We start from the raw sequence: 22,179 nt of genomic DNA, 5'->3' as shown, positions 1-22,179 counted from the left end.
GGGGTTCCTGTCGCTCTCCGTCGTCTACAATCTAGGGATACAAAGAGGGATGCGCATGAACGCGGCAGCAGATCGGGAAGCAACCGTCATTATTGAAGAACTCAACCGAATTAGACGAGAATTGGAAAGCGTTGCGCTGGAATTAAAAGGCCTGAAAGGAATTAGCGTCGACTATTGCTCCAGAAGATTGACACAAATTTCAAGCGAATATAGCGAGGTCGTTCAAATGCTTTATCGATTGGGATAACGAAAAGCAATCAGTCTTCAATTTAGGTTTTCATGGGGGTACGGAGCGGGAAATGAATTTTAATGGAAGGCTGGTGCTTCGAATCGTGGTGTTGCTATCGCTTGTAACGCTTATGGGCTGCGGTCAGAAGTATAACGATGCAGAAGACAAAATGACGCGGTATTTAAATGAAAAGTATGGCGAAGAATTCGTGGTTGAAAACGTCGGAGGCGGGTATGGGTCAGGGATATTTTCAACCGATACCATCAAAGCAGAGGCGTATCCCCAACACTCCCCGAGGCATCGGTTTAGAGCCGAAATCACGAAAGATTTTAGCAAAGTATGGGACAACTATATGAATATGATATTGGCCGACAAGTTCGATGAAAAGATGATAAACGTATCTCAAGAAGTTTTTGAGCAGAAGGACATCTGGGTCAAGACGCATCTGGATTCAGGTGGTTTATCTTTTCCGGCCCGCAATTTGAATACCAAAAACATGAGTATTGAGGATTACTTTAAGGTTGAAGCGATTAATGGCGTAGCCGTTGATGTATTTATTAAAAGCGAACCTGATGTTGACAAGGAGCGCCAAGCGGAAAAAGTAGACATTTTGGTAGACAAAATATTGGCATTAGAAGAATTTAAGCATGGGTTTATTTCGGTATTTTATTTAAAACCGTCCGCTTTCGAGCGGGTTAGCACGGATTTTTATACGGTGGGCGAAGCACTCCATTACTACACTCAGAAAGAAATGAGTTATACCCATACGTTTGCTAAAATTTTCGATGCAAAAAAGGTGTATTCCGTCCAAGAGATCTTGAGTCATTTTGACTGGGAGTATAAGAAATTTTAAGGAAGGGGGATACCATGACCACGACCATTACCGAAGCAGATAAAGCCATGCTTTCTGAACTTGTGTACTTGAATATAAAAAATCATGCGGATTTAAACAAAAGTTTGCTTTCGGGGGCACTTACCGTAGGTGAACTCGTAAACACCTACAAGCATGAGCTGGAGTCATCATTTCATGATGTTGAAGGCCATTTTAAAACAAAAGAACAGTTTGTAGCCTTTAAGCACGCAATTGAAGGTTTATCTCAGGATTCTTCGAAATATTATCATTGGAAAATAAGCCATATCGATGACGATAATGCTGCAACAGGGTTCGTGGCGTACACGTTCGAGCCGGAGCCCGGGCAAGCGGTGTTTGCCTTTCGAGGAAGCGAAGATATCGCAAAAAAGGAGTTCCGGAATGATTGGAAAAATAATGCGTCGACTTCGTATGAAGAGGAAAGCGTCCAGCAACATAAAGCAAGATTGTACATGGAATCACAAGCAAAGCTGTACAACAACATCACGGTAACGGGGCATTCTCTCGGGGGGAACCTTGCACTATATGCAACCTTAACGGCGCCTGGTGAAATCCAACAAAAAATAGTCAACTGTGCTACATTTAACGCTCCTGGCTTTAACAAGGAATTCACGATCACATATCAACATTCCATTCAGCATATGAGGGCGAAAATTCAGGAATTTCAGAACCGTTACGATTCTGTTTCTTCCCTTTTCTACAATCCGACGAAACCGATCATGATCGAAACTTCAGCCAAAAAAGGAACGCTGCCTGATTTAATCAATATGGACCATCATGCCCTTAAGCATCTTGTGAACGATAATGGTACTTTAACAAGGGATAATGTCCAAAGCAAAGATTTTGAATATCGAATGCTGTCCAATCTTACGCAAGGGATTCAAAAGCTGCCTAACCCGATGCTGTACGAAACGGTGGAGCTTATTTTTGCCGTCTGGAATGGCGAGATCGATACGGTTCAATTACTGAAAACGGCAGGTGTTTTAGCGGTCACCAATGTTCCTCAAACCATGATTACCGTAGGAGCGATGCTCAAAGCGGTAGAAATTACGTTTGTAGCTACCGCGTTTGTCACAGCTGCCCAGATTGCTGCCGAAGTTGTAGATGAGAAGATCGTTCAGTTCAAAACGTGGGTGACGCATAAGTTCGACGATCTGTTTGAACAGGCTGGACTTGGGGCCATCCTGAAAGAGAGGTTTCACGACTTTAAGCAGCGGGTTTACGCTGAAGTGCATGACATCGTCAGCAGGGTTTCGAAGTTCGTCAAGGATTCTTGGTATACGTGGAAACAATCCGGCGTACAGCATGAGGATATTCGCGTGAACATGATGGAGCTCAGAAATTTGGCTTCCCGCTTACAAGCGGTTCAGAACCAGCTCGTCCATGTGGACCGTAGACTCGATACGCTGGCAAGTCTTGTAGACTGGCAGCAGCGCATATCGTTAACGTGGATCGACTACAAGGTGGGCTATAACCAGGATTTGAGAAGATGCATTGAATATTTGCACCGTGCGGCAGACGAGCTTGAACAATGCGAGCGCACAATCACGCAAAAAGCGTGTGCGTTTTAAATTATGCGGCAAAGCGCCGACACTTCCCGAGCCGACGCTTTCGCTTATTTCCTTCTAAAAGTTTTAAACCAGTCTAAAACTACTTCTTTTCGAGACATTTGTTTGCCCCGGGGCCACGAAGAAGTTTCCCATTCATGGATGGCCTGCTGCCGGGTTTTGAAAAACCGGTAGTCACAAATGTTCCAAGAGCAAAATAGTTTTCGGTACCATTTTCCATTCTGCATGTCACCGGCATAACGGCGCACCGCTTTGCTGGCCTGCTGCTTAGCCCAACGTGTACCGGGTGTGTAGTGATCGTTCCATACGGGGGATTTTTTTACACTTCGGCTCAAATATACTCTAACCTCCTTCTGGGAAGTTAGAGGCCGTCCAATGTTTTCATCCATTCACCCCATTTAATGGTATCTTTCCTATATAAACGATCATACATGAAAAAAGTTGCTATGGCTCCAATGCCGTTTTGAATTCGTTCAACGTCTGCTTGTCTGCTGAGTTATCGAGGATGGCGAAGACGATTTTATCAAACCAGGCGGCGCGACCTTCGTCGATTAGCGCTTGCTTGAACAGGCGGGCGACATCCTTCGGGTTATTACGGAAGACGCCGCAACCATAGGCGCCGAGAATAATGGTACGCTGTCCGTGGGCAGCCGCAACCGCTAAAATGAAGCGAATCCGCTCCAGCATGACCGTATCGATCTTGACCGTATTTTCAGGTTCGCGCTCCCGTACAACTCCGGCATTAACCGCAGGCGCGGTGATCATGGAAACCAAGTAAGGCTCCGGCAGAAGGCTGCCGCGATCCTCCCGGAATACCGGCACTTTCGGAGAGTAGATCATATAGTCGGAATAAAAGCAGGTCTTGAGGCTCCGGTTATGAGCGTACATTTCGGTCATCTGGGAAATGCACGGATACAAGGCGGAAGAGCGAGCCAGACTTTCTTCCTGCGCCTGGCTTCCCCCGAGGAAGCCTCCTCCGGGATTTTTGGCGGAAGCGAAATTCAGGCAAACGGTCTCCGCAATCCCTTCTTGCGCTACGAGCCGTTGTGCCGCAGCCAAGGTCGATTCGTTTGTCACCTCAATGCGAGGTGTGTTCCCTGCTATGTGATCGCTCAAAGCACTTGCTTCCTTCAAAATATTCGGCAGCTGATTGGGTGCATAGAGGACGGACTTTGCAACGGCCGTCTCCACTTCGTCCCGGATCGTTATTTGTGTCCCGGAGGGGGTAGTGTAGAAGCCTTGCTCCAAAATGTCCAAGGTTTCTTTGGCGATCTTGGATCTGATATCTCTGTTATGGGTAGATGCGTTCATTTTCGTTCACTCCGTTTATTCGGTTCAGGTTACTTCTTGATTTTCTTTCAGCAGATTCTCGCGCAGCTGTGTCAAAATGTGCCCCAGCGCATTTTTGCCCTGCCACGTTCTTCTGTCTCGAATCCTCGGGTCGTCTTCGGATAGCCCTACTCCCCAGATCCGGTCCGTAGGACTCGCTTCGACCAAGGTTGTTCCTTTTGTCTTAAGCAGTTGCTCCAGCAGATGCGGATTTTGCGTAAATTTTGCATAGTTGCCGTCATAAACGAATTTCTTTCCGTAGTTGTCCCATTGATCTTTATCAAAGTTCCGGACCAAGCGGCCCAGCTTCTTTTGCTCCCGGGGCGTCGTGGCCTTCAATATTTTAGCTGCCGTCTCTTGATCCCCAAACAGCATCGCTTTTTGATACATCATGTACTGCTCCGCGCAGTTGAACTCCACTCCATCCACGACAAACCGTGAAGGATGCCACTGGGAAAAGGGGGATTCGGTGCGGTAAAAAAACGTAAATTTCTCTATCATCATCAGCTCTCGCTTTCACTTTAAATTTGACGGTTACGGCATCGCAGGCTTTAGGAAATGCCTTTGCTTTCATTACTTCGTATACAGGGGAGAAGCCATGCATTAGCGTCTGTGATATTTACCAATTGATAATATCATAATGACATTATATAACGAGGGCGGCACCCTTTGTCAATATCAAGTCGAAAAAATGTTAAAACCTAGAGATATTCTTGACAAAATATGGACCGCCGCTTATGATTTCACTAACTATTGTCGAAGGAGGTTGGATGAGGGTGCTTAAGGATCAAAAGTTTTATCACAGTTCCAATAATGACCAGCGCAATACCTTTCATCAATTGCATACGCAGCAATGTACCCTCATCGGCCTTACCGGTCTGTCTTATTAAGTGAAGCTTTATGCCGACTTCAAGTAAGTTGGCATCAGGCTCGTTTATCCAATCCGGCCATGGACCTCTGAGTCCGTGGTCTTTTTTGTGTTTGACGACGACCGGACACAATTTCATTCCAAGGGGAAGATGCAGATGGCGATCATTCAAGTGAGATCCACCAACCCGAAGCTTTCGTTTATCATCAAAAAAAATCCGGAGTCCGGTATGATTCTCCGTTCCATCCGCAAGGGGATGGCTTACGGCTGGTACACGGATGACTTTACCTACAACGTGTATTTTAAAGATGCGGACAATGAGATTTCCTATAAGCAGCATGAGCATGAGGATTTTGAATATTTGAACGTATCCCGCTATAACACGCCGTTATTTCCGCTGAATGCGCTGAACGAGTTTTTCTCCGCGCCGCTGAAAGCGCAGGACGAGCGGGACGTCGAAGGCTATGAGCATTCGTTCCATATCAACATGGTCCATATCGAGCTGATGCGGTACATCGAGTTTTTTGAGAAGCATTTGACCGATTTTACGTTTGAGCTTAAGCATCAGGCTCACAAAAGCTACTCGCTCACGATTACGACGCGCAAAAGCCTCCATCATCTGCTGCATGTCGTCAGTGTGCTGTGCTTGTTCCTTTCCATGTTCGGAAACGAAAACATCGATATTTCCGACAGCATTCTGGACAAATACATCAAGAGTATTCAAGCGATTGACGCGCCGTTCTATATCCGCAGCTTGTTTGTCCGGAATTTCTTGTCCTCCAGGGACCGGTTCAAAAAATACAAAGGCGAGCTTGAGAAAACAAGCCGGTACGACATTCGATTCGATTACGGAGGAACTGCTCTTCAACGGAGAAACTATATCGCCGGAGCCCTGCGTTTTAATAAATCGATCTTGGACGTTGGCTGCGGAGAAGGCTTCTATGCGCTTCCTTTTGCCGCAAAAATCGAGGGCAGCTACTACGCTGTCGATATCGACGAACAACTGCTGGAATCGGTCAGCCGCAAGGCGCAAGCGCGGGAGCTCGATAACCTGATCACGTTTCGTTCGATCGATCATTTCTTGGAGGAATACAACGGCGAGCAGGTCGATGTCATCCTGACGGAAGTTATCGAGCATATGAGTCAGGACGAGGCCAAGACGTTGATTCAACGGATCTGCAAACAGGTGGATTTCGAACACTTTATTATTACGACGCCGAATTCGGATTTCAATCCGTTCTACGACTTGAGCGGATTCCGACACGATGACCACAAGTGGGAGATGGGACAGGAGGAATTCCAAGAGTGGTTTCTGGAGATCATCCGGGAAACGAGCCTGCACTATGAATTCGTCTCCGTCGGTGACGGAGTCAACAGCATCCAGACGACGCAAGGCGTCATTCTCAAGAAAAAGGGGGCCTAGCCAGTGGAGATCCAAACGAGGGTTCATACCATTTTTATGATGATCGGATCGACGGAATGCGGGAAAACGACGTTCGCCAACGAAGTGCTGATTCCCGGGCTGCGGTTCGAGGATGAGTCGAAACATTTTAAAGCCAACGTGCAATATCTTTCTTCCGACAGTATCCGCCAAGAGGTTCTTGGCTTTGCCTACGATAAATACGACCAATTGATGCTAGAGGCGAGCGGGCAGGCGTTTCATCTGCTGTTCGAAAAGTTGAAGATGGTGACCTCGTATCCCGTCAATGCGGAATTCGTGATCGTGGATACGACCGGATTGTCGGAGGACTTCCGGGCGAAGGTTCGCGAGATTGCCCATGAGAATAACTATAACCTGGAGGTCATCCTGTTCGATTACCGCAAGCGGGAGGATTACTACGCTTCCGAGCGGTCCAAGAAACTGATCACCAGCCACATTAACCGGCTGCGCAAAGACGTTCTCGGTTCGCTGGCCAAGGAAAAGTACGCCAAAATTCATAAGGTGCGCGCCAAAGATTTTTATTCGGAAACGGAGCAGCAGGCCAATCCGGATTACAGAGTTGTCATTGAAGATCAAGAGGAGTATTTGTCGACCATTCTTCCGCATGATCAAAAGATGATAATCGTCGGCGACGTTCACGAGTGTGTGGATGCGCTGCAAGGTTTGCTGCTGAGCTACGGTTATTCGATCGAAGCGGGGAAGCTGGCCGTAACGGATAAAGTGCGGAATACCAAGGTGCTGTTAGCCGGCGACTGGATCGATAAGGGAAAGCGCACCAAAGAGATCGTGGAATTTTTGTACGATAATCAGGAGCATTTCTTATTCGTCCTCGGGAACCATGAGAATTTCGTCTATAAATATTTGCGAGGGGAAATTCAGGGGGCCGATTCGGAGCTGCTCCGCACGTATTTCGATTCGACGGAAGTATTGCGAAATGATGCAGAGCTGCTGGAAAAGTTCAATCATCTCGTTTCCGTCTCGAAGCCGTTTTACCGGTCGGTCGGCACCAAAGGGGCATCCTTCTATGTGACCCATGCGCCGTGCCGGAACAAATATATCGGGAAGCTGGATGCGAATTCGATGCGTCATCAGCGCAGCTTCCGCATCAACCGGGAGGCGCCCCTGGAGGAGCAGCTGGATTTTCTTAACGAAGAAGCGGCGAAAAATCATCCGTACCACGTGTTCGGGCACATTGCGGCGAAGCAGGCATTCCGGATCAAAAGCAAGCTTCACCTCGATACGGGATGCGTGCACGGGAATGCACTGACTTCGGTCAGCATTTCGTTCAAGCCTTTCTTTAAAGCCTACAAGTCCGGGCAAGCTGTCATGACGGACGAGCTTCCAACCTTGTTCCGGGAAGAGAGAAAAGTATCCGTACAAGAGCTTGGCGACGAGGAAATTCGCAGACTGCGCTATGTGTCGCGGAATAAGATCAACTTTATCTCGGGAACGATGTCTCCGGCCGATAAGGACGTGGCCGCGGGCGAGCTGGAGTCTTTGCAGCGCGGCTTGGATTATTTTGCCGAACGCGGAGTCTGTCAGGTGGTGCTGCAGCCGAAATATATGGGCTCCCGATGCAACATTTATTTGCATCAGGACCGGGAGCAGTGCTTTGCAGTCAGCCGGAACGGGTACAAGATCAATCAAGTGGATCTGACCGGTATTTACGACCGGCTGCTGCAAAAATTCGGCGGATACATGGAGCAGAATGGCGTCTCTATGCTGCTTTTGGACGGAGAGCTGCTGCCGTGGAAAGCGCTCGGGGACGGACTCATCGAGCGGCAGTTCAAGCCGATCGAGAAGGCATTGGAGAGCGAGTTGGATTTTCTGAAGCGGAACGGTTTTGAACAAGCTTTTGGCAAGCTTGCGGAGGAGTACCGCGCCAGCGGGTTTGAAAAGGACCAGTTCCACCTCTCCAAAGCCGCCCTAAGCGACAAATACGGGGCAAGCGTGTATCAAAACTATAAATATGTCCATGACATTTTGGAAACCTACGTGCCGCTGGAGGAGCATGCGGCCGCTTATGCAACGTATAAGAAGCAGCTGGAGCTGTATGCGGAGGACGGGGAGCTGGAATACAAGCCTTTTTCCCTGTTGAAAGTGGTATACGATAGCGGCGAGGAGCAACTGCCGGATTGGAACACGTCGGAGATGTACCGTTTTCTGTCGGACGACGAGTTTGTTGAGCTGGATCTGTCCGAACCGGAGAGCCGTGAGCAGGCGGAGCAGTACTTCGCGACATTAACCATTGGGAACCATATGGAAGGCGTCGTGATCAAGCCGGAGATCATGGAAGGCCGGTCGGTCCCATATATGAAGGTCCGCAATCCGGAGTATTTATCGATCATCTACGGATACGATTACCGGTTCCCGCATAAGTATGGCAAGCTCATGAAGCAGAAAAACATTCACTCGAAGCTTCGCACCTCCACGAACGAATATCGGCTCGGCGGCCAAATGCTCGCTGTACGATTCGATGAAATCGCGCCGGACCATGAGACGTATAACGAAATCGTCGCCAACCTGCTGTTTGAAGTGGCCCGGGAGAAAGAAATTGATCCCAGGCTGTGAGGGAAGGAGCCGGCTTTGCGGCTCTTGGCGCATGTTGAGGGCATGTCCGGTAGTCCGTAGGTGGCTCCCCCGTCTACGCTCTGCCCCTTTTGTGGTATAATGGAAGTAGAAAACTGAGGCGAAAAGCAAGCCGTTTGGAGCTGAGGATATGACCGAACTGCTGGAACCGTCCGTTGATTTCGTGTTCAAACAAATCTTCGGCAGCGAAGAAAATAAAGACGAAGTGCTGTTGAATTTTCTGAACGAAGCGCTGCGGGAGACCGAGCCGAAGCCGTTTGTCAGCCTGACCTTGCTTAATCCGCAGCTGGATAAAAATGCGCTGACCGACAAACAGGCCATTCTGGATGTCCGCGCTCAGAACGAGGATGGCAAACAGGTGAATCTGGAAATTCAGGTCAGCAATAAATATGACATGCCGAAGCGCAGCTTATATTACGCGGCGAAGATGTATGAGGAACAGCTGGGAGAAGGTCAGTTCTACAAAAGCTTGAAGAAGGTCATCTCGATCAATATCCTGACCTTCAATCAAATCGCGAATGACCGGTTTCACAATATCTATCACCTGCGGGAAGACCATACGGGCGAGCTGCTGCTTGACGATATCGAAATTCATTTTATGGAGCTGCCGAAGCTTAGTTTGAGGCCGCATAAGATGGACGACCGGCTGGTGAATTGGCTAATGTTCATTGACGGCGCACCCAAAGAACGATGGGAGGAACTGGCTATGGATACACCGGGGCTGAAAAAGGCGATGACAACGCTGGAATTTTTGAGCCAGAACAAGGAAGCGCGGGCATTGTACGAGATGCGCAAAAAGGCGCTGCTCGACGAGCAATCCGCGCTGGACTATGCGGAATCGCGGGGTAGGGCGGAAGGAAGACTTGAGGGAAAGTTGGAAGGTAAATTGGAAGGGAAGCTAGAGATTGCGGCAAGTATGCTGCAAAAAGGTTTGCCTGTCTCTTTAATTGCTGAAATAACGGGCTTATCGGAGCCGGAGATCGAAGCGTTGAATAAAAAACTGCATTAGAATCCTGATTTCGTTTCCCTTGATGACAAGATCGGAGCTGCTGCTCCGGTCTTTTTTATATTTCATGAAAAACTTTCCATCCATCGTAATACTTTCGCCATGTTCGTTTCGGCGCAAATCAGCGAAGATAGGATACGTAAGGCGATGCTATCTATAAAGATTAAAAAGGTGATAACGATGAAATTAGCCGAAGCTTTAATGAATAGAGTCGATTGCCAAAAGCGCATCGAACAATTGAAAGTCCGCCTGAACCGTGGTGCGAAGGTGCAGGAAGGAGAGCATCCGCCGGAGGACCCGAAGGATTTGTTCCAAGAAATGAACGATACGCTGCAAGAGCTGGAGTCCTTGATGACCGCGATCAATCGGACGAACGCCCAAACGGTGCTGCACGACGGAGTTACCCTTGCCGATGCTTTGGCGAAGCGGGATATTCTCGCGATGCGCCGCACGATGATCCAAGAGGTCATTAACGCCGCGGCGATTAAGCAGGACCGCTACAGCAGGTCGGAAGTGAAATTCATTCCGACGGTCCATATTGCCGAGCTGCAAAAGCAGGTCGATCAGTACTCCAAAGCTTACCGGGAGCTGGATACCGGCATTCAGGAAATGAACTGGAAAACCGACCTGCTGTAAGTAACGATCATCCAAGTTAGTTGGTAGCCATGCGTCTGAAGGCGAGCACCACCCGCCAACTGGGCAAGTTGGACTCCCTGGTGGATGTGAGGGGCCATGTCCGGCAGGTTCAATTCCTGCATTTATGATTAAGCCCAGAACATCTTACAAGAGTACCGGTTCTTGTGATTGTAACGACCGGGTGCTGATTCAGACAAAGCGGCGAGGGCGGGAATGGGGAACTAACGGTGATACGCGTCTGAGACGCTCTATCATACATTTAGGTTGATGAACGGAAGGCGTACCGAGGCAGGGATTTCCTACAGTCCCGCAGTGCCCGCGCATCCTATGCGCCGGTATCCTGTACGGCCGATCCGGCATGAATCTGCCATTATTTTGGGTTCAAATCCCAAATCGTGTGGGACGATTACGCTCCGTGGGGAGCACTCGACTTTTAATCGAGCGAAAATGACAAGCTGTGACCTTCAAAGGTACCCTCAGTGGCTTCCACAGCACACTGCGTCCGGGCTTTGCAATCCGCGGATACCGGACGGAGAAACCGACGCGACCGCTAAGGAGAGAGCGAACGGGAGAACGGCTGCAATGGAGCCGATCCGAAGTTCGTCAGCTTCGAAGCCGGAAGCTCCGGCTCCTTCGTTCTTAAGCGGGATTCCGTCAGGGGCGCAGGAGGGTTCCTTTCGCAGGTCATCAACCAATGAAAGGCAGCTTAGGTATGAGCTGATGAAGGAGGATTTACCATGTTTAAAAAAGTAACCATTCAAACCGACGAGCGTGGCTTGCTGTTCCGCAAAGGAAGCTACAATAAATATTTGCAGCCCGGCACGTACCGCCTCTCATCTTTTACCGAAGAGACGGTTGTCGTTCTCGACATAACGAAGCCTTTTGCGGTGGAGGGGAAGGACTTGCAGCTGTTCCTCCACGATGATCAGCTCTTGCGGGAGCTGGATGTTATCGAAGTGCAGGACCATGAGTATGTGCTGCATTACGAGGACGGCAAATTCGCCGCAATGCTGACGGCCGGACGCTATGTGTTCTGGAACATTTTGAAGAAGCACGCTTATGTCCGGGTGGACATTCGCCAGCCCGAGTTGCCTGCGGAGGTCGATTTGGCGGTCAGACCCAGGCTGATGGCGTATTGCCAGACGTTCGAGGTGGCCAGCTACGAATCGGGCGTGCTGTTCTATAACCATGTAATGCAAAAAGAGCTCAAGCCCGGGAAATATTATTTTTGGAAAGGGCCTACCGCCGTCACCGTGAAGACCGTTGACCTGCGCCAGCAGCAAATGGACATGACCGGCCAGGAAATGATGACCGAGGACAAAGTGACCTTGCGGCTCAATTTTGTCTGTCAGTACAAAATCGTGAACCCTCTGCGAGCGCTCGAGATCAAATCGTTCGAGGATCAGATGTATATCCAGCTGCAGCTCATTTTGCGGGAATATATCGGCACCCTGAAGCTGGACGATCTGCTGAAAATGAAGCAGGAAATCGCGGCATTCGTGCTGTCCCGATTGAACGAGAAGAGCGAGGATTACGGTGTCGTCTTCGTATCGGCCGGTGTGAAGGATATTATCCTGCCAGGCGATATCAAGGACATCTTGAACACAGTGCTCCTTGCCGAGAAGAAGGCTCAGGCCAACCTGATCACGCGCCGCGAGGAAACGGCATCGACGCGCAGCCTGCTCAATACCGCCAAGCTGATGGACGAGAACCAGACGCTGTACCGGTTGAAGGAGCTGGAGTTCCTCGAAAAAATCTGCGAGAAGATCGGCACGATCTCGCTCACCGGCGGCGGCAACCTGCTGGAGCAGCTGAACTCGCTGCTGGGGGACAAGAGCGCAGGGAAAGCATAATCGATAGGTTTATCAGCGGGTCGCCTCGGCGGCCCTCTTTTTTTGCCCCTTCCCAACGGTTTCCACAGCATCGGCCCTCGAAATCGGGTATGATTTATATACATGGCGTATAAAAAGCGGGAAGCTTTTTTCGTTCTATCGGCGAATAGATTGTAAGCGGTTTCTATATTACTATTTAACCAGGTAAACTTTTTGAGGACAAGCCGCACTTCCAAAAGAATGCGCTTTCTTTGCAACATAGACTATCCAGCAAGGAGGTTAATCCATGATTCAAGTTAACACCTTGGTCAAGTCATTCGGCTCCGTTAACGTCCTGAAAGGCATTAATTTAAACGTACAGGAAAAAGAAGTCGTCGTCATGCTCGGCGCAAGCGGCTCGGGCAAAAGCACGCTGCTGCGGTGTCTGAACTTCCTCGAAATTTATGATGACGGGGAAATTTATATTTTCGGGGAAAAGCGCGATCCTCACAAGTCGAACCTGAATCAGATCCGGCAAGAAGTCGGCATGGTGTTCCAGCATTTTAATCTGTTTCCCCATAAAACGGTACTGGAGAACGTGATCGAAGCTCCGATCCATGTGAAGAAGATCAAAAAGAACACGGCCATCGACACCGCCTACGACTTGCTGGACAAGGTAGGGCTGAAGGATAAGGCGCACGATTATCCTGCCATGCTGTCCGGCGGGCAGAAGCAGCGCGTCGCCATCGCCCGTGCGCTCGCCATGGCGCCGAGAGTGATGCTGTTCGACGAGCCGACCTCGGCTCTGGACCCCGAGCTTGTCGGCGAGGTGCTCCAAGTGATGAAGCAGCTCGCCAAGGAAGGCATGACGATGATCGTCGTCACCCATGAGATGGGCTTCGCCCGCGAGGTAGCCGACCGCGTCGTCTTCATGAGCGACGGAAAAATATTGGAGGAAGCCCATCCCGAACAATTTTTTGTCAACCCGCAGACGGAGCGGGCCCAGCAGTTTTTGCGCAGTATCCTTTAAAAAGCAACGCAGCCTAAGACCAACTTACAGGAGGAATGTGTGATGAAAAAAGGGTTGAGCGTTTCCTTGTTGTCGATGCTGGTAGGGGCTTTGCTGCTCGCCGGCTGTGCTTCGACAGGCAAAACACCGTCTGCGGCTTCGGCCGACGGTAAAGATTCCGGACAAGTGAAAGCGTTTCATTTTGCGATGAGCGGGCTGTACAAGCCTTTCAACTACAAGGAAAATGGCAATCTGGTCGGCTTTGACGTCGAATTCGGGGGCGAGCTGGCCAAGAAAATGGGCGTGAAGGCCGAGCCGGTCACAAACCCGTGGGAAACGATCATCCCGGGTCTTCTCTCGAAGAAATACGATGCGATTCTGGGCAGTATGGCGATTACGCCGGAACGCCAGAAGACGGTCAACTTCACGACGCCTTACTACCGGTCGGGCGCGCAAATCTTCGTTGCCAAGACGAACGAGACGATCAAAACTGCGGCTGATCTGAAGGGCAAGAAAATCGGCGTGCTCAAGGCAAGCTTATTCAAAAGTTTGGCTGCCGAACGGACGGATGCGGGCAACATTACCGAATACGATAGCGATCTGACAGCGCTGCTGGATCTGCCGACGGGGCGGGTGGATGCGGTCATTACGGACGATTTGGTCGGCTTCCGGATGATCAAGGAGAGCGCTACGGCGATCAAGGCCGTAGGGGAGCCGTTGACGATGCAGGAAATGGGAATCGCAGTCCGCAAGGAGGACCAAGCTCTGCTGGATCAATTGAACAAGGCCATCGACGAAATGGTCAAAGACGGAACGTACGACAAACTGAGCGAGAAATGGTTCGGCAGAAATATTTTGCAAAAGTAACGAAACGATATTCAGATGAGGTGACCCGATGATCGAAATCTTGCTGTCCAGTTACGACGTGTTTCTGAAAGCGACCTGGCTGACCGTTCGCATAACGTTGGTTTCTCTTCTGCTCGGAAGCGTCATCGGTCTGATCTTTGCCTTTTTCCGGCTGTCGAAGAGCCGCGTCTTGAACGCCGTGGCGACATTCTACATTACGTTAATCCGCGGAACGCCGCTTATTATCCAGATCGCCGTGCTGTACTTCGGAATTTCCAACATTATTTTGCTGTCGCAATTTTGGGCGGGGGTGTTCGCGCTGGCGATTCACGGCGGCGCTTACATCGCGGAAATTTTCCGCGGCGCGATTCAATCGATCGACCGCGGTCAGATGGAGGCCGCCCGCTCGCTCGGGATGACGTATCCGCAGGCGATGCGAAGAATTATTTTGCCGCAGGCTTTCAAAATCGCCATTCCTCCACTCGGTAACCAATTCATTCTGGGGCTGAAGGAATCGTCGCTCGTGGCCTACGTCGGCATGTCGGATTTGTGGGGAGCGGCGTTAAGCGAAGCGGCCGCGAACTTCAAGCAGCTCGAAACGTACGTGGTGGCGGGACTGTATTACTTGGCTCTGGTTATGCTCTTCACGTTTGTCGTGGGCAAGCTGGAAGCGAGACTCGATGTCAACGCGAAAGTGAAAAGCAGGGAAGCGAGCGCCAAGCCGCGCGCCCGCTACAGCTCCTCGGAAGAAACGGTCAGCTTGTAGGCCATAATCGCGATCTCCAGCTTCAAGCGGTCTTCCGACGATTGAAGATTGCGCCGGGTTTTCTTCTCGATCTGGTTCAGCCGGTATTTCAGCGTGTGACGGTGAATGAACAGCTCGGCCGCGGTCACGTGCAGGCTCTGGTTATGGTACAAGTACGTTTCCAGCGTTTGAAGCAGGTCGGCTCCCTGACGCTTGTTCTGCATCAAGACTCCGAGCTGCTCCTCGGCAAACTGCCGCAAATCCATGCCGAGCTCCTGCATTTGGATCAAGAAATGATAAAGTCCCAGATCGTCATAGTGGACGACGGACTTCGGCTTGTGCAGCAGCTTGGCGAAGACGAGAGCCCGGTGCGCTTCCTGCGCGCTTTTGGCCAAGTCGGCCAGATCGGTGTAGCTTTTGCCGATGCCGATCCGCAGCGGGTAATCGGGATAGAACAAGCTCCATTTGTCGGCGATGTCCCGTACGGCCAGAAGCGACGCTTCCTCTGCGGCTTCGGGAGCCGTTCCTTTGCTCCCCGTTCCCATGAGGACGATGCAGCCGTCCAGCCGGTTGCGCAGCAGAAACTGGCGGTTATGCTTGTTCATCGTCTGGTTCACGACCTGATACAGCCGGTCCAACATGTCGTCCAGCGTACGGCGCTCCAGATCAGGCGGAAGGTTCTCCACCTTGATTTGCAGCACGGCTTGACTGCCGCTCGGATCGAAGCCCAGTTTTTTCCCGCGCTCGATGACTTCGGCTTTATTGGTAAAATTTTTGCTTAACACTTGATCGAGAAATTCGCCTTGAAAACGGATTTCCGTATCCAGAATCGCTTTATGCCGCAGGAATTCAATCGCATACACGGTGGCCGCATGCTCGACCGCGATCTGGTCGATGTCTTTCCATCGTTCTTTATCCTTGATGGCCGCAATCCAGCCGTAGTTCGTTTGATTCGCCATGACTGGATAGAGCGAAATTGTGTATTCGCTTTCATGATTGTTTAAGCGAAGAAGCTGCTGTTCAAAAGGCGGCTGCAACGGCTCGGAAAAGAGCAGGAGCCGATCCTGACCGATCCGGCGGAACGCGTCATGAACGATCCGATCCGAGACGATGGAAGCATCCGCATCGAACAGCACGATGCTGCCGTCCGTCAGCCGCGACAGTGTCTCGGTGATCGCCTGGATGCCTTGGTTATCCAAGACCAGACGGGTAAATTCCTTATGGATATTGATCGAATGCTCGAACATGCGGAACTGGTTGTTGACGATCTGCTCCAGAATTGCCTTGGTAATGACCGAAAAGTTGATATCCGTCGGAATTTCCAGCAGCGGAAGGGCGGAGCGGTTCGCAATGTCGATGAACGATTGGGGAATTTCGCGCAAGTAAAAGCCGGTGTACATCGCGACGCCGGACAGCTTCTTGTTGGACAGCAGCTTGTGGAACTGGTTCCGTTTCTCTTCGCTTTCCATCAGGCCGAAGCCGGTCGTAATCAGGAACTCGCCTTCCTGCAGCCGGTCGATGTCTTCGATGACTTCGACGATCGTGACCCATTTGATGATATTGTTCATGCCGTCGAATCCGGCGACCAATTTCGTCTTCGACATCACGGGCAGCTGGATCGCTTCTTGAATGCTAATTCCCATGAATGATCCTCTTTTCTGTGCGGATTGGCTTGAGTAAGTTATATCACGGCCCGTGATTTCGGGCAAGCTGGAATTTATACCTGATGTATAAAAAAGCGCGCTCATTTTGGATTCGACGGTCGAATAGATCGAGCGCTTTAGCTGGTTTAAACTACAAGTAATCGCAGCCATAACGAAGAGGCCGGAGGTGGAACGATGGCAGTCGATACGGTTCGGCAAACGGAACAACCAAGCGTCTTGGAGCGAACGCAGCAGCTCATCAAGAAGGCGCTGGAGCATATGGGCTGCGCGGAATCGTTTTACGAGATGTTGAAGCGGCCCCTTCGCCTGCTAACGGTTCGCATTCCCATACGCATGGACGACGGCTCCGTCCAGGTATTCACCGGCTACAGGGCTCAGCATAACGATGCGGTGGGACCAACCAAGGGCGGCATTCGGTTTCATCCCGCGGTAACGCCGGAAGAGGTGACGGCTCTATCGATGTGGATGAGCATCCAATGCGGTCTGACTGACCTCCCGTACGGCGGAGGTATGGGAGGCATCGAGTGCGATCCGCGCACAATGTCCGCCGCAGAACTGGAGCGGCTGAGCCGCGGGTATGTCCGGGTGATCAGCCAGATCGTCGGCCCGACGAAGGATATTCTGGCCCCGGATATGTACACGAATGCGCACATGATGGCTTGGATGATGGACGAGTACAGTCGTCTCCGTGAGTTCGACTCGCCAGGCTTTATTACCGGCAAGCCGCTTGTGCTAGGCGGTTCGGCAGGCAGGGAGTCCTCGACGGCCAAAGGCGTGACGATCGTGCTGCGCGAAGCGGCGAAGGCGGCCGGCGTGCAGATGGGCGGAGCGAAGGTGATCGTTCAAGGGTTCGGCCACGCCGGGGGCTATTTGGCCAAATTTCTGCACGACGCCGGAGCGAAGATCGTAGGGATTGCGGACGCCGGCGGCGCTCTGTACCATCCGGACGGCCTGGATGTCGATTATTTGCTGGAAAAACGGGATGCGTACGGCGCGGTCACCCATCTGTTTGCGAGCGCTATCTCCAACCGGGAGCTGCTTGTGCAAGCTTGCGACATTCTCATACCGGCCGCCGCTGAAAACCAAATTACGGAAGAGAACGCGGCCGACATTCAAGCGAAAATCGTCGTCGAGGCGGCGAACGGACCGACGACCGCGAAGGCCACGGAAGTCCTCACCTCCCGAGGCGTATTGCTTGTCCCAGACGTGCTGGCAAGCGCAGGCGGCGTTGTCGCTTCGTACTTCGAGCGGGTTCAAAACAACCAGGGCTGCTATTGGTCCGAAGCGGAAGTTTATCGGAAGCTGGACCAGATTTTGGTCAAAGCCTTTCGCGGGGTCCATCAGATCGCGCTGGAGAGCAAGGTGGACATGAGGCTGGCCGCCTATATGGCAGGCCTTCGAAAAATGGCGGAAGCCATGCGCTGGAGAGGCTGGGTTTAACACAAGCGTAAAGAGGGGAACCGACATGACGGATACTCATTTGATCAAGCCGATTCTGGACTACGACTATCCTACGGTAGCCAGCGGACAAGGAATTTACCTGTATGACACGGACGGCAAAACGTATATCGACGGCTGCTCCGGCGCGGTAACGGCCAGCATCGGCCACGGGGTGCCGGAAATCGTCGAGGCGATGAAGGTGCAAGCGGAAAAAGTATCGTTCGCGTACCGTGCCCAGTTTACGAGCGAGCCAGCCGAAGAGCTTGCCCGCCGGTTAAGCGAATGGTCCGGGGGGCGCTGGAACTGGTCCTTTTTCGTCAACAGCGGCTCGGAAGCGACGGAGACGGCGATGAAGATCGCGATCCAGCATTGGCAGGAGAAAGGCCGCGACCGCAAAAACCGCTTCATCTCCCGCTGGATGAGCTATCACGGCATTACGATGGGCGCTTTGTCCATGTCCGGCAATATTTTGCGGCGCAAGCGGTTCATTCCGCTGCTCGAAGATTATCCGTCCGTCTCAGCGCCGTACTGCTACCGCTGTCCGCTGAAGGAAGCGCATCCCGGCTGCGGCATGAAGTGCGCGCAGGAGCTGGAAACGTCGATTTTGCGTATCGGGCCGGAGCATATCGCCGGATTTATCGCGGAGCCGATTATCGGCGCTTCGGGAGGGGCGGTGACGCCGCCGGAGGGTTATTATCAGGAGATCAAGCGCATCTGCGACAAATACGATATTCTGTTCATCGCGGACGAGGTGATGACGGGGCTCGGAAGAGCCGGCAAGAAGTTCGGCATCGAGCATTGGGAGGTCACCCCGGACATCGTCGCCTTAGGCAAAGGCATGAGCGCAGGCTACACGCCGATGGCGGCGACGCTGGTCAGCGATAAAGTGATGGAGCCGATTCTGAAAGGGTCCAAATCGATCATGGCGGGCCATACGTACAGCGCCAATCCGCAATCCGCCGCCGTTTGCCTGGCTGTGCTGGACTATATGGAAAAGCACGATTTGGTCCGCAAGGCGGAAGTGAACGGCGAGTATCTTCTGGGCAAGCTGCAGGAGATGGCCAAGCGGCTGGAGATCGTAGGCGACGTGCGGGGCAAAGGGATGCTGCTCGGACTGGAGTTCGTGCCGGATGTGCGGACGAGAGGAATTTTTCCGCTATCGCTCGGCGTGACGGCGCGGGTCATCAAGCGCGCTTTTGACAAAGGGCTGCTCGTGTACCCGGCATCGGGAGGCATCGACGGAGCGGCCGGAGACGCGATTATCGTCTCTCCGCCATTAATCATCACCCCAGAGCAAATCGATAGCCTAGTAAGCATATTGGAAAAAAGTATTTTCGAAGTGCAAGAGGAACTTCGGACGGAAGGCCATTTGAATAAAGCGGCGGTATAGGGGAAGGGGGAAAACGCATGGAGCTTGTAAAAAAGCGAAGCAAGGTCGCCGGGCTGGAGGACGCGCTTCAGCATATACGCGACGGGATAACCCTGATGTACGGGGGCTTCGGAGGCGTGGGCAATCCTCCGTCATTGTGCCAAGGCATATTGGATAAAGGCGTGCGCGATCTCGTCCTGATAGGCAATGACTGCGCGTTCCCGGATATCGGCATCGGACGGCTGATCACGGCGGGAAGGGCCAGAAAGGTCATCGTCTCGCACATCGGCTCCAATCCGAACGCCGGGCGATTCATGAACGAGGGCGCGCTGGAGGTGGAGTTCAGCCCGCAAGGGACGCTGGCCGAGCGTATCCGCGCCGGAGGTGTCGGCTTGGGCGGCATCTTCGTCGATGTCGGCATCGGCACGATTGCCGAAGAGGGCAAGCAGCAGATCGTGCTGGACGGCAAGCCTTATTTGATCGAGACGGCGCTGACTGCCGAGGTCAGCATCGTGCACGCGCAGAAGGCCGATCCGTACGGCAACTTGATCTATGACAAAAGCGCCCGCAATTTCAATCCGCTCGTCGCGATGGCTGGAGATTACACCATTGCCGAGGTAGACGAAATCGTGCCGCTCGGCGAGCTGGACCCGGAATGCATCGTCACCCCGGGAATTTATGTCGATATGGTCATACCGAGTCAAGGAGTGAACTGGACATGGGCGTGGGAGTAGAAGATAGCCGTTACCGGATCGCCCGGCGGGCGGCGCAGGAGATTCAAGACGGGATGCTCGTGAACCTCGGGATCGGGATTCCGACCTTGGTGGCCAATTATGTGCCGCCGGAGCTCCAAGTGTTTTTTCACGCGGAGAACGGCATCCTGGGCACCGGTCCGAGCCCGGCCAAGGGGAGTGAAGATCCGGCGCTGTGCAATGCCGGAGGCTTTCCGGTGACGATCGTGCCGGGCGCATCGTATTTCGACAGCGCGACGGCGTTCGGGATTATTCGCCGCGGCTATGTGGACATCACGATTCTGGGCGCGCTCGAAGTGAGCCAGCACGGGGATTTGGCGAACTGGATCGTTCCCGGCAAACGGGTGCCCGGGATGGGCGGAGCGATGGAGCTGGCGCAAAAGTCGCGCAAGGTCATCGTCCTGATGAACCACACGAACAAGCAGGGCGAGTCGAAAATATTGAAGCAGTGCTCGCTTCCTTTAACCGCGCCGCGCTGCGTGGATATGATCATTACCGAAATGGCCGTGATGGAAGTGACGGACGAAGGACTGGTTTTGCGGGAAGTGATGGCCCCCTTCACAGCAGAAGATGTCATCCGGCAGACGGAAGCGGAATTGATCGTTCCGTCCGTTGTGTCCACGATCCAATAAGGGAGGCAATCCGTGATGAATGAAGTCGTTATCGCGGCAGGAGTCCGCACGGCGGTCGGAGCCTTCGGCAAGTCGCTGCGGGATGTGCCCGCCACCGAGCTGGGGCGTCAAGTGCTTACTGGCTTGATGGCGAAAACGGCGCTGCCGAAGGAAGAGGTGGGCGAAATCATTTTCGGCCACGGCTATGTGCACGGCGGGGGGCTCAATTCGGCCCGGATCAGCTCGCAGCGGGCGGGCTTTCCGCTGACGCTGCCGGGCCACGTCGTCATCAAAGCGTGCGGCTCGGGCCTCAAGGCGATCACAAGCGCGACGCTGGCGATTGCGGCGGGGCAAGAGGAAGCCGTCATTGCGGGCGGCGTGGAAAGCATGAGCCAAGTGCCTTATTTGGTCCGAAACCGCTGGGGCACGAAGTTCGGCCATGTCGCGATGGAGGACGCGCTGCTCGCTGACGGGCTGACCTGCTCCTTGGGAAATGAGCATATGGGCATGACAGCGGAGCGATTAGCCGAGCAGTACGGCATTTCCCGGGAAGAGCAGGACCAGTTTGCCTTCGAAAGCCACCGCAAGGCGGCCGACGCCGTCCGCAGCGGACGGTTCAAGGACGAAATCGTGCCGCTGGAGCTGCGGGAACGGCAAGGGATCCGGCTCTTCGACAGCGACGAGTCGCTGCGGGAAGATATCGAGCTGGCGAAGCTTGCTAAGCTGCCCGCCGTCTTCAAGCCAGACGGCACCATCACCGCGGGCAACGCCTGCCCGATGAACGACGGCGCAGCCGCCGTGCTGCTCCTGTCCCGCAGCAAAGCGGAGCGGGCGGGCATCCAGCCGCTGCTCAAGGTCAAAGCGTTCGCCAGCGCCGGAGTCGATCCGGGCGTGATGGGCATCGGGCCGGTGCCCGCCGTCCATAAGGCGCTGCACAAGGCGGGGCTGACGCTCGACGACATCGGGCTGATCGAGCTGAACGAAGCGTTCGCCGCGCAAGCGCTGGCCGTCATCCGCGAGCTGAAGCTGAACCCGGAGCGGGTGAACGTCAACGGCGGCGCGATTGCGCTGGGGCATCCGGTAGGCGCTACCGGAGCGAAGCTGACCGTGACGCTGATGCACGAAATGCTGCGGTCCGGCGTGAAGTACGGCATGGTGACGCTGTGCATGGCCGGCGGCATGGGTATTGCGGTGATCTACGAGAACGTGAGTGAGGCGTAGAGGGTTTCGAATTTTTAGATGTTCGGTGAAAAAAGGAGCGGAGCGGCCGAAAGCGTTCTGGAGAAACGGAGTGTTCGCCTTTGTTCCCGGATTTCAACCCCTAAAGGGGTTAGATAATCAAGAAATCCGGGAACAAGAGCGATCGGAGGAACGCTTCGGCAGCGCAGCGCCTGC

The 22,179-nt window shown here is 52.8% G+C and carries 21 protein-coding genes; 16 read left to right on the top strand and 5 right to left on the bottom strand.

Translation table 11 applies throughout. The features are described 5' to 3' along the window. The first annotated feature begins 55 nt into the window (after window positions 1–55). From QJ48_RS02545 to QJ48_RS02535, 3 genes are read left to right on the top strand one after another with little or no spacing between them, the layout of a single operon-like run. On the top strand, window positions 56–247 hold the full coding sequence (locus QJ48_RS02545; protein ID WP_157261479.1) for a hypothetical protein: 192 nt from the start codon (window positions 56–58) through the stop codon (window positions 245–247). Between the two features lie 52 nt (window positions 248–299). Further along, window positions 300–1,082 (top strand): hypothetical protein, encoded by a 783-nt coding sequence (locus QJ48_RS02540; RefSeq protein WP_054972092.1) that lies wholly within the window; start codon window positions 300–302, stop codon window positions 1,080–1,082. Between the two features lie 14 nt (window positions 1,083–1,096). Further along, window positions 1,097–2,671, top strand: coding sequence for an Mbeg1-like protein (locus QJ48_RS02535; protein WP_054972091.1), 1,575 nt, complete (start codon window positions 1,097–1,099; stop codon window positions 2,669–2,671). Between the two features lie 44 nt (window positions 2,672–2,715). On the opposite strand, the gene QJ48_RS35505 is transcribed toward QJ48_RS02535, so the two are convergent. The 4 genes from QJ48_RS35505 to QJ48_RS02520 form a co-directional block, all read right to left on the bottom strand. Next, complete coding sequence (locus QJ48_RS35505) at window positions 2,716–3,003, bottom strand: hypothetical protein (RefSeq protein ID WP_082420304.1); 288 nt, start codon at window positions 3,001–3,003, stop codon at window positions 2,716–2,718. Between the two features lie 109 nt (window positions 3,004–3,112). After that, the gene (locus QJ48_RS02530) at window positions 3,113–3,979 is read right to left on the bottom strand and encodes a TIGR02452 family protein (protein ID WP_054972090.1); all 867 of its coding nucleotides are present in this window, start codon (window positions 3,977–3,979) and stop codon (window positions 3,113–3,115) included. A 24-nt stretch (window positions 3,980–4,003) separates the two neighbouring features. Then, window positions 4,004–4,495: an NADAR family protein gene (locus tag QJ48_RS02525; protein WP_054972129.1), complete on the bottom strand. Its 492-nt coding sequence runs from the start codon at window positions 4,493–4,495 to the stop codon at window positions 4,004–4,006. A gap of 248 nt (window positions 4,496–4,743) precedes the next feature. Next, entirely contained in the window at window positions 4,744–5,037 is a 294-nt protein-coding gene (locus QJ48_RS02520; protein WP_054972089.1) for a hypothetical protein, read from the bottom strand. Between QJ48_RS02520 and QJ48_RS02515 the strand changes: the two genes are divergently transcribed. The 8 genes from QJ48_RS02515 (at window position 5,023) to QJ48_RS02480 (ending at window position 14,969) form a co-directional block, all read left to right on the top strand. Continuing rightward, window positions 5,023–6,288, top strand: coding sequence for a bifunctional 2-polyprenyl-6-hydroxyphenol methylase/3-demethylubiquinol 3-O-methyltransferase UbiG (locus QJ48_RS02515; RefSeq protein WP_054972088.1), 1,266 nt, complete (start codon window positions 5,023–5,025; stop codon window positions 6,286–6,288). The two genes, QJ48_RS02520 and QJ48_RS02515, sit on opposite strands and share 15 nt — an antisense overlap. Window positions 6,289–6,291: 3 nt before the next feature. Continuing rightward, on the top strand, window positions 6,292–8,877 hold the full coding sequence (locus tag QJ48_RS02510; protein WP_054972087.1) for a metallophosphoesterase: 2,586 nt from the start codon (window positions 6,292–6,294) through the stop codon (window positions 8,875–8,877). A 148-nt stretch (window positions 8,878–9,025) separates the two neighbouring features. Continuing rightward, on the top strand, window positions 9,026–9,904 hold the full coding sequence (locus QJ48_RS02505) for an Rpn family recombination-promoting nuclease/putative transposase (protein WP_054972086.1): 879 nt from the start codon (window positions 9,026–9,028) through the stop codon (window positions 9,902–9,904). A gap of 177 nt (window positions 9,905–10,081) precedes the next feature. After that, window positions 10,082–10,537 (top strand): DIP1984 family protein, encoded by a 456-nt coding sequence (locus QJ48_RS02500; RefSeq protein WP_054972085.1) that lies wholly within the window; start codon window positions 10,082–10,084, stop codon window positions 10,535–10,537. 737 nt (window positions 10,538–11,274) lie between these two features. Then, entirely contained in the window at window positions 11,275–12,390 is a 1,116-nt protein-coding gene (locus QJ48_RS02495; protein WP_054972084.1) for a slipin family protein, read from the top strand. Between the two features lie 265 nt (window positions 12,391–12,655). After that, entirely contained in the window at window positions 12,656–13,378 is a 723-nt protein-coding gene (locus QJ48_RS02490; RefSeq protein ID WP_054972083.1) for an amino acid ABC transporter ATP-binding protein, read from the top strand. Between the two features lie 42 nt (window positions 13,379–13,420). Then, window positions 13,421–14,224: an ABC transporter substrate-binding protein gene (locus QJ48_RS02485; protein ID WP_054972082.1), complete on the top strand. Its 804-nt coding sequence runs from the start codon at window positions 13,421–13,423 to the stop codon at window positions 14,222–14,224. A 28-nt stretch (window positions 14,225–14,252) separates the two neighbouring features. Next, window positions 14,253–14,969 (top strand): amino acid ABC transporter permease, encoded by a 717-nt coding sequence (locus tag QJ48_RS02480; RefSeq protein WP_054972081.1) that lies wholly within the window; start codon window positions 14,253–14,255, stop codon window positions 14,967–14,969. Here QJ48_RS02480 and QJ48_RS02475 read toward each other — a convergent pair. Beyond that, window positions 14,936–16,591, bottom strand: a complete 1,656-nt coding sequence (locus QJ48_RS02475; protein ID WP_054972080.1) for a PucR family transcriptional regulator — start codon at window positions 16,589–16,591, stop codon at window positions 14,936–14,938. The two genes, QJ48_RS02480 and QJ48_RS02475, sit on opposite strands and share 34 nt — an antisense overlap. A gap of 195 nt (window positions 16,592–16,786) precedes the next feature. On the opposite strand from QJ48_RS02475, the gene QJ48_RS02470 reads away from it, so the two are divergent. From QJ48_RS02470 to QJ48_RS02450, 5 genes are read left to right on the top strand one after another with little or no spacing between them, the layout of a single operon-like run. Beyond that, entirely contained in the window at window positions 16,787–18,052 is a 1,266-nt protein-coding gene (locus tag QJ48_RS02470; protein WP_054972079.1) for a Glu/Leu/Phe/Val dehydrogenase, read from the top strand. Window positions 18,053–18,077: 25 nt separating this feature from the next. Beyond that, on the top strand, window positions 18,078–19,442 hold the full coding sequence (locus QJ48_RS02465; RefSeq protein WP_054972078.1) for an aspartate aminotransferase family protein: 1,365 nt from the start codon (window positions 18,078–18,080) through the stop codon (window positions 19,440–19,442). 17 nt (window positions 19,443–19,459) lie between these two features. Further along, window positions 19,460–20,155 (top strand): CoA transferase subunit A, encoded by a 696-nt coding sequence (locus tag QJ48_RS02460; protein ID WP_054972077.1) that lies wholly within the window; start codon window positions 19,460–19,462, stop codon window positions 20,153–20,155. Next, window positions 20,140–20,805 (top strand): CoA transferase subunit B, encoded by a 666-nt coding sequence (locus QJ48_RS02455; protein WP_054972076.1) that lies wholly within the window; start codon window positions 20,140–20,142, stop codon window positions 20,803–20,805. Before QJ48_RS02460 ends, QJ48_RS02455 begins: the two co-directional genes overlap by 16 nt. Before the next feature lie 15 nt (window positions 20,806–20,820). After that, complete coding sequence (locus tag QJ48_RS02450) at window positions 20,821–22,005, top strand: thiolase family protein (protein WP_054972075.1); 1,185 nt, start codon at window positions 20,821–20,823, stop codon at window positions 22,003–22,005. Window positions 22,006–22,179: the final 174 nt, after the last annotated feature.

It is taken from the genome of Paenibacillus sp. A3 (genome assembly GCF_001399685.1).
Classification (GTDB): domain Bacteria; phylum Bacillota; class Bacilli; order Paenibacillales; family NBRC-103111; genus Paenibacillus_G.
This window is presented reverse-complemented; position numbering and strand designations above follow the sequence as displayed.

Bases quoted from the DNA above. Each gene is read 5' to 3' on its own strand.
- QJ48_RS02545 (WP_157261479.1), top strand. From the start codon at position 56: ATGAACGCGGCAGCAGATCGGGAAGCAACCGTCATTATTGAAGAACTC.
- QJ48_RS02540 (WP_054972092.1), top strand. From the start codon at position 300: ATGAATTTTAATGGAAGGCTGGTGCTTCGAATCGTGGTGTTGCTATCG.
- QJ48_RS02535 (WP_054972091.1), top strand. From the start codon at position 1,097: ATGACCACGACCATTACCGAAGCAGATAAAGCCATGCTTTCTGAACTT.
- QJ48_RS02530 (WP_054972090.1), bottom strand. From the start codon at position 3,979: ATGAACGCATCTACCCATAACAGAGATATCAGATCCAAGATCGCCAAA.
- QJ48_RS02515 (WP_054972088.1), top strand. From the start codon at position 5,023: ATGGCGATCATTCAAGTGAGATCCACCAACCCGAAGCTTTCGTTTATC.
- QJ48_RS02505 (WP_054972086.1), top strand. From the start codon at position 9,026: ATGACCGAACTGCTGGAACCGTCCGTTGATTTCGTGTTCAAACAAATC.
- QJ48_RS02500 (WP_054972085.1), top strand. From the start codon at position 10,082: ATGAAATTAGCCGAAGCTTTAATGAATAGAGTCGATTGCCAAAAGCGC.
- QJ48_RS02495 (WP_054972084.1), top strand. From the start codon at position 11,275: ATGTTTAAAAAAGTAACCATTCAAACCGACGAGCGTGGCTTGCTGTTC.
- QJ48_RS02490 (WP_054972083.1), top strand. From the start codon at position 12,656: ATGATTCAAGTTAACACCTTGGTCAAGTCATTCGGCTCCGTTAACGTC.
- QJ48_RS02485 (WP_054972082.1), top strand. From the start codon at position 13,421: ATGAAAAAAGGGTTGAGCGTTTCCTTGTTGTCGATGCTGGTAGGGGCT.
- QJ48_RS02480 (WP_054972081.1), top strand. From the start codon at position 14,253: ATGATCGAAATCTTGCTGTCCAGTTACGACGTGTTTCTGAAAGCGACC.
- QJ48_RS02475 (WP_054972080.1), bottom strand. From the start codon at position 16,591: ATGGGAATTAGCATTCAAGAAGCGATCCAGCTGCCCGTGATGTCGAAG.
- QJ48_RS02470 (WP_054972079.1), top strand. From the start codon at position 16,787: ATGGCAGTCGATACGGTTCGGCAAACGGAACAACCAAGCGTCTTGGAG.
- QJ48_RS02465 (WP_054972078.1), top strand. From the start codon at position 18,078: ATGACGGATACTCATTTGATCAAGCCGATTCTGGACTACGACTATCCT.
- QJ48_RS02460 (WP_054972077.1), top strand. From the start codon at position 19,460: ATGGAGCTTGTAAAAAAGCGAAGCAAGGTCGCCGGGCTGGAGGACGCG.
- QJ48_RS02455 (WP_054972076.1), top strand. From the start codon at position 20,140: ATGGGCGTGGGAGTAGAAGATAGCCGTTACCGGATCGCCCGGCGGGCG.
- QJ48_RS02450 (WP_054972075.1), top strand. From the start codon at position 20,821: ATGAATGAAGTCGTTATCGCGGCAGGAGTCCGCACGGCGGTCGGAGCC.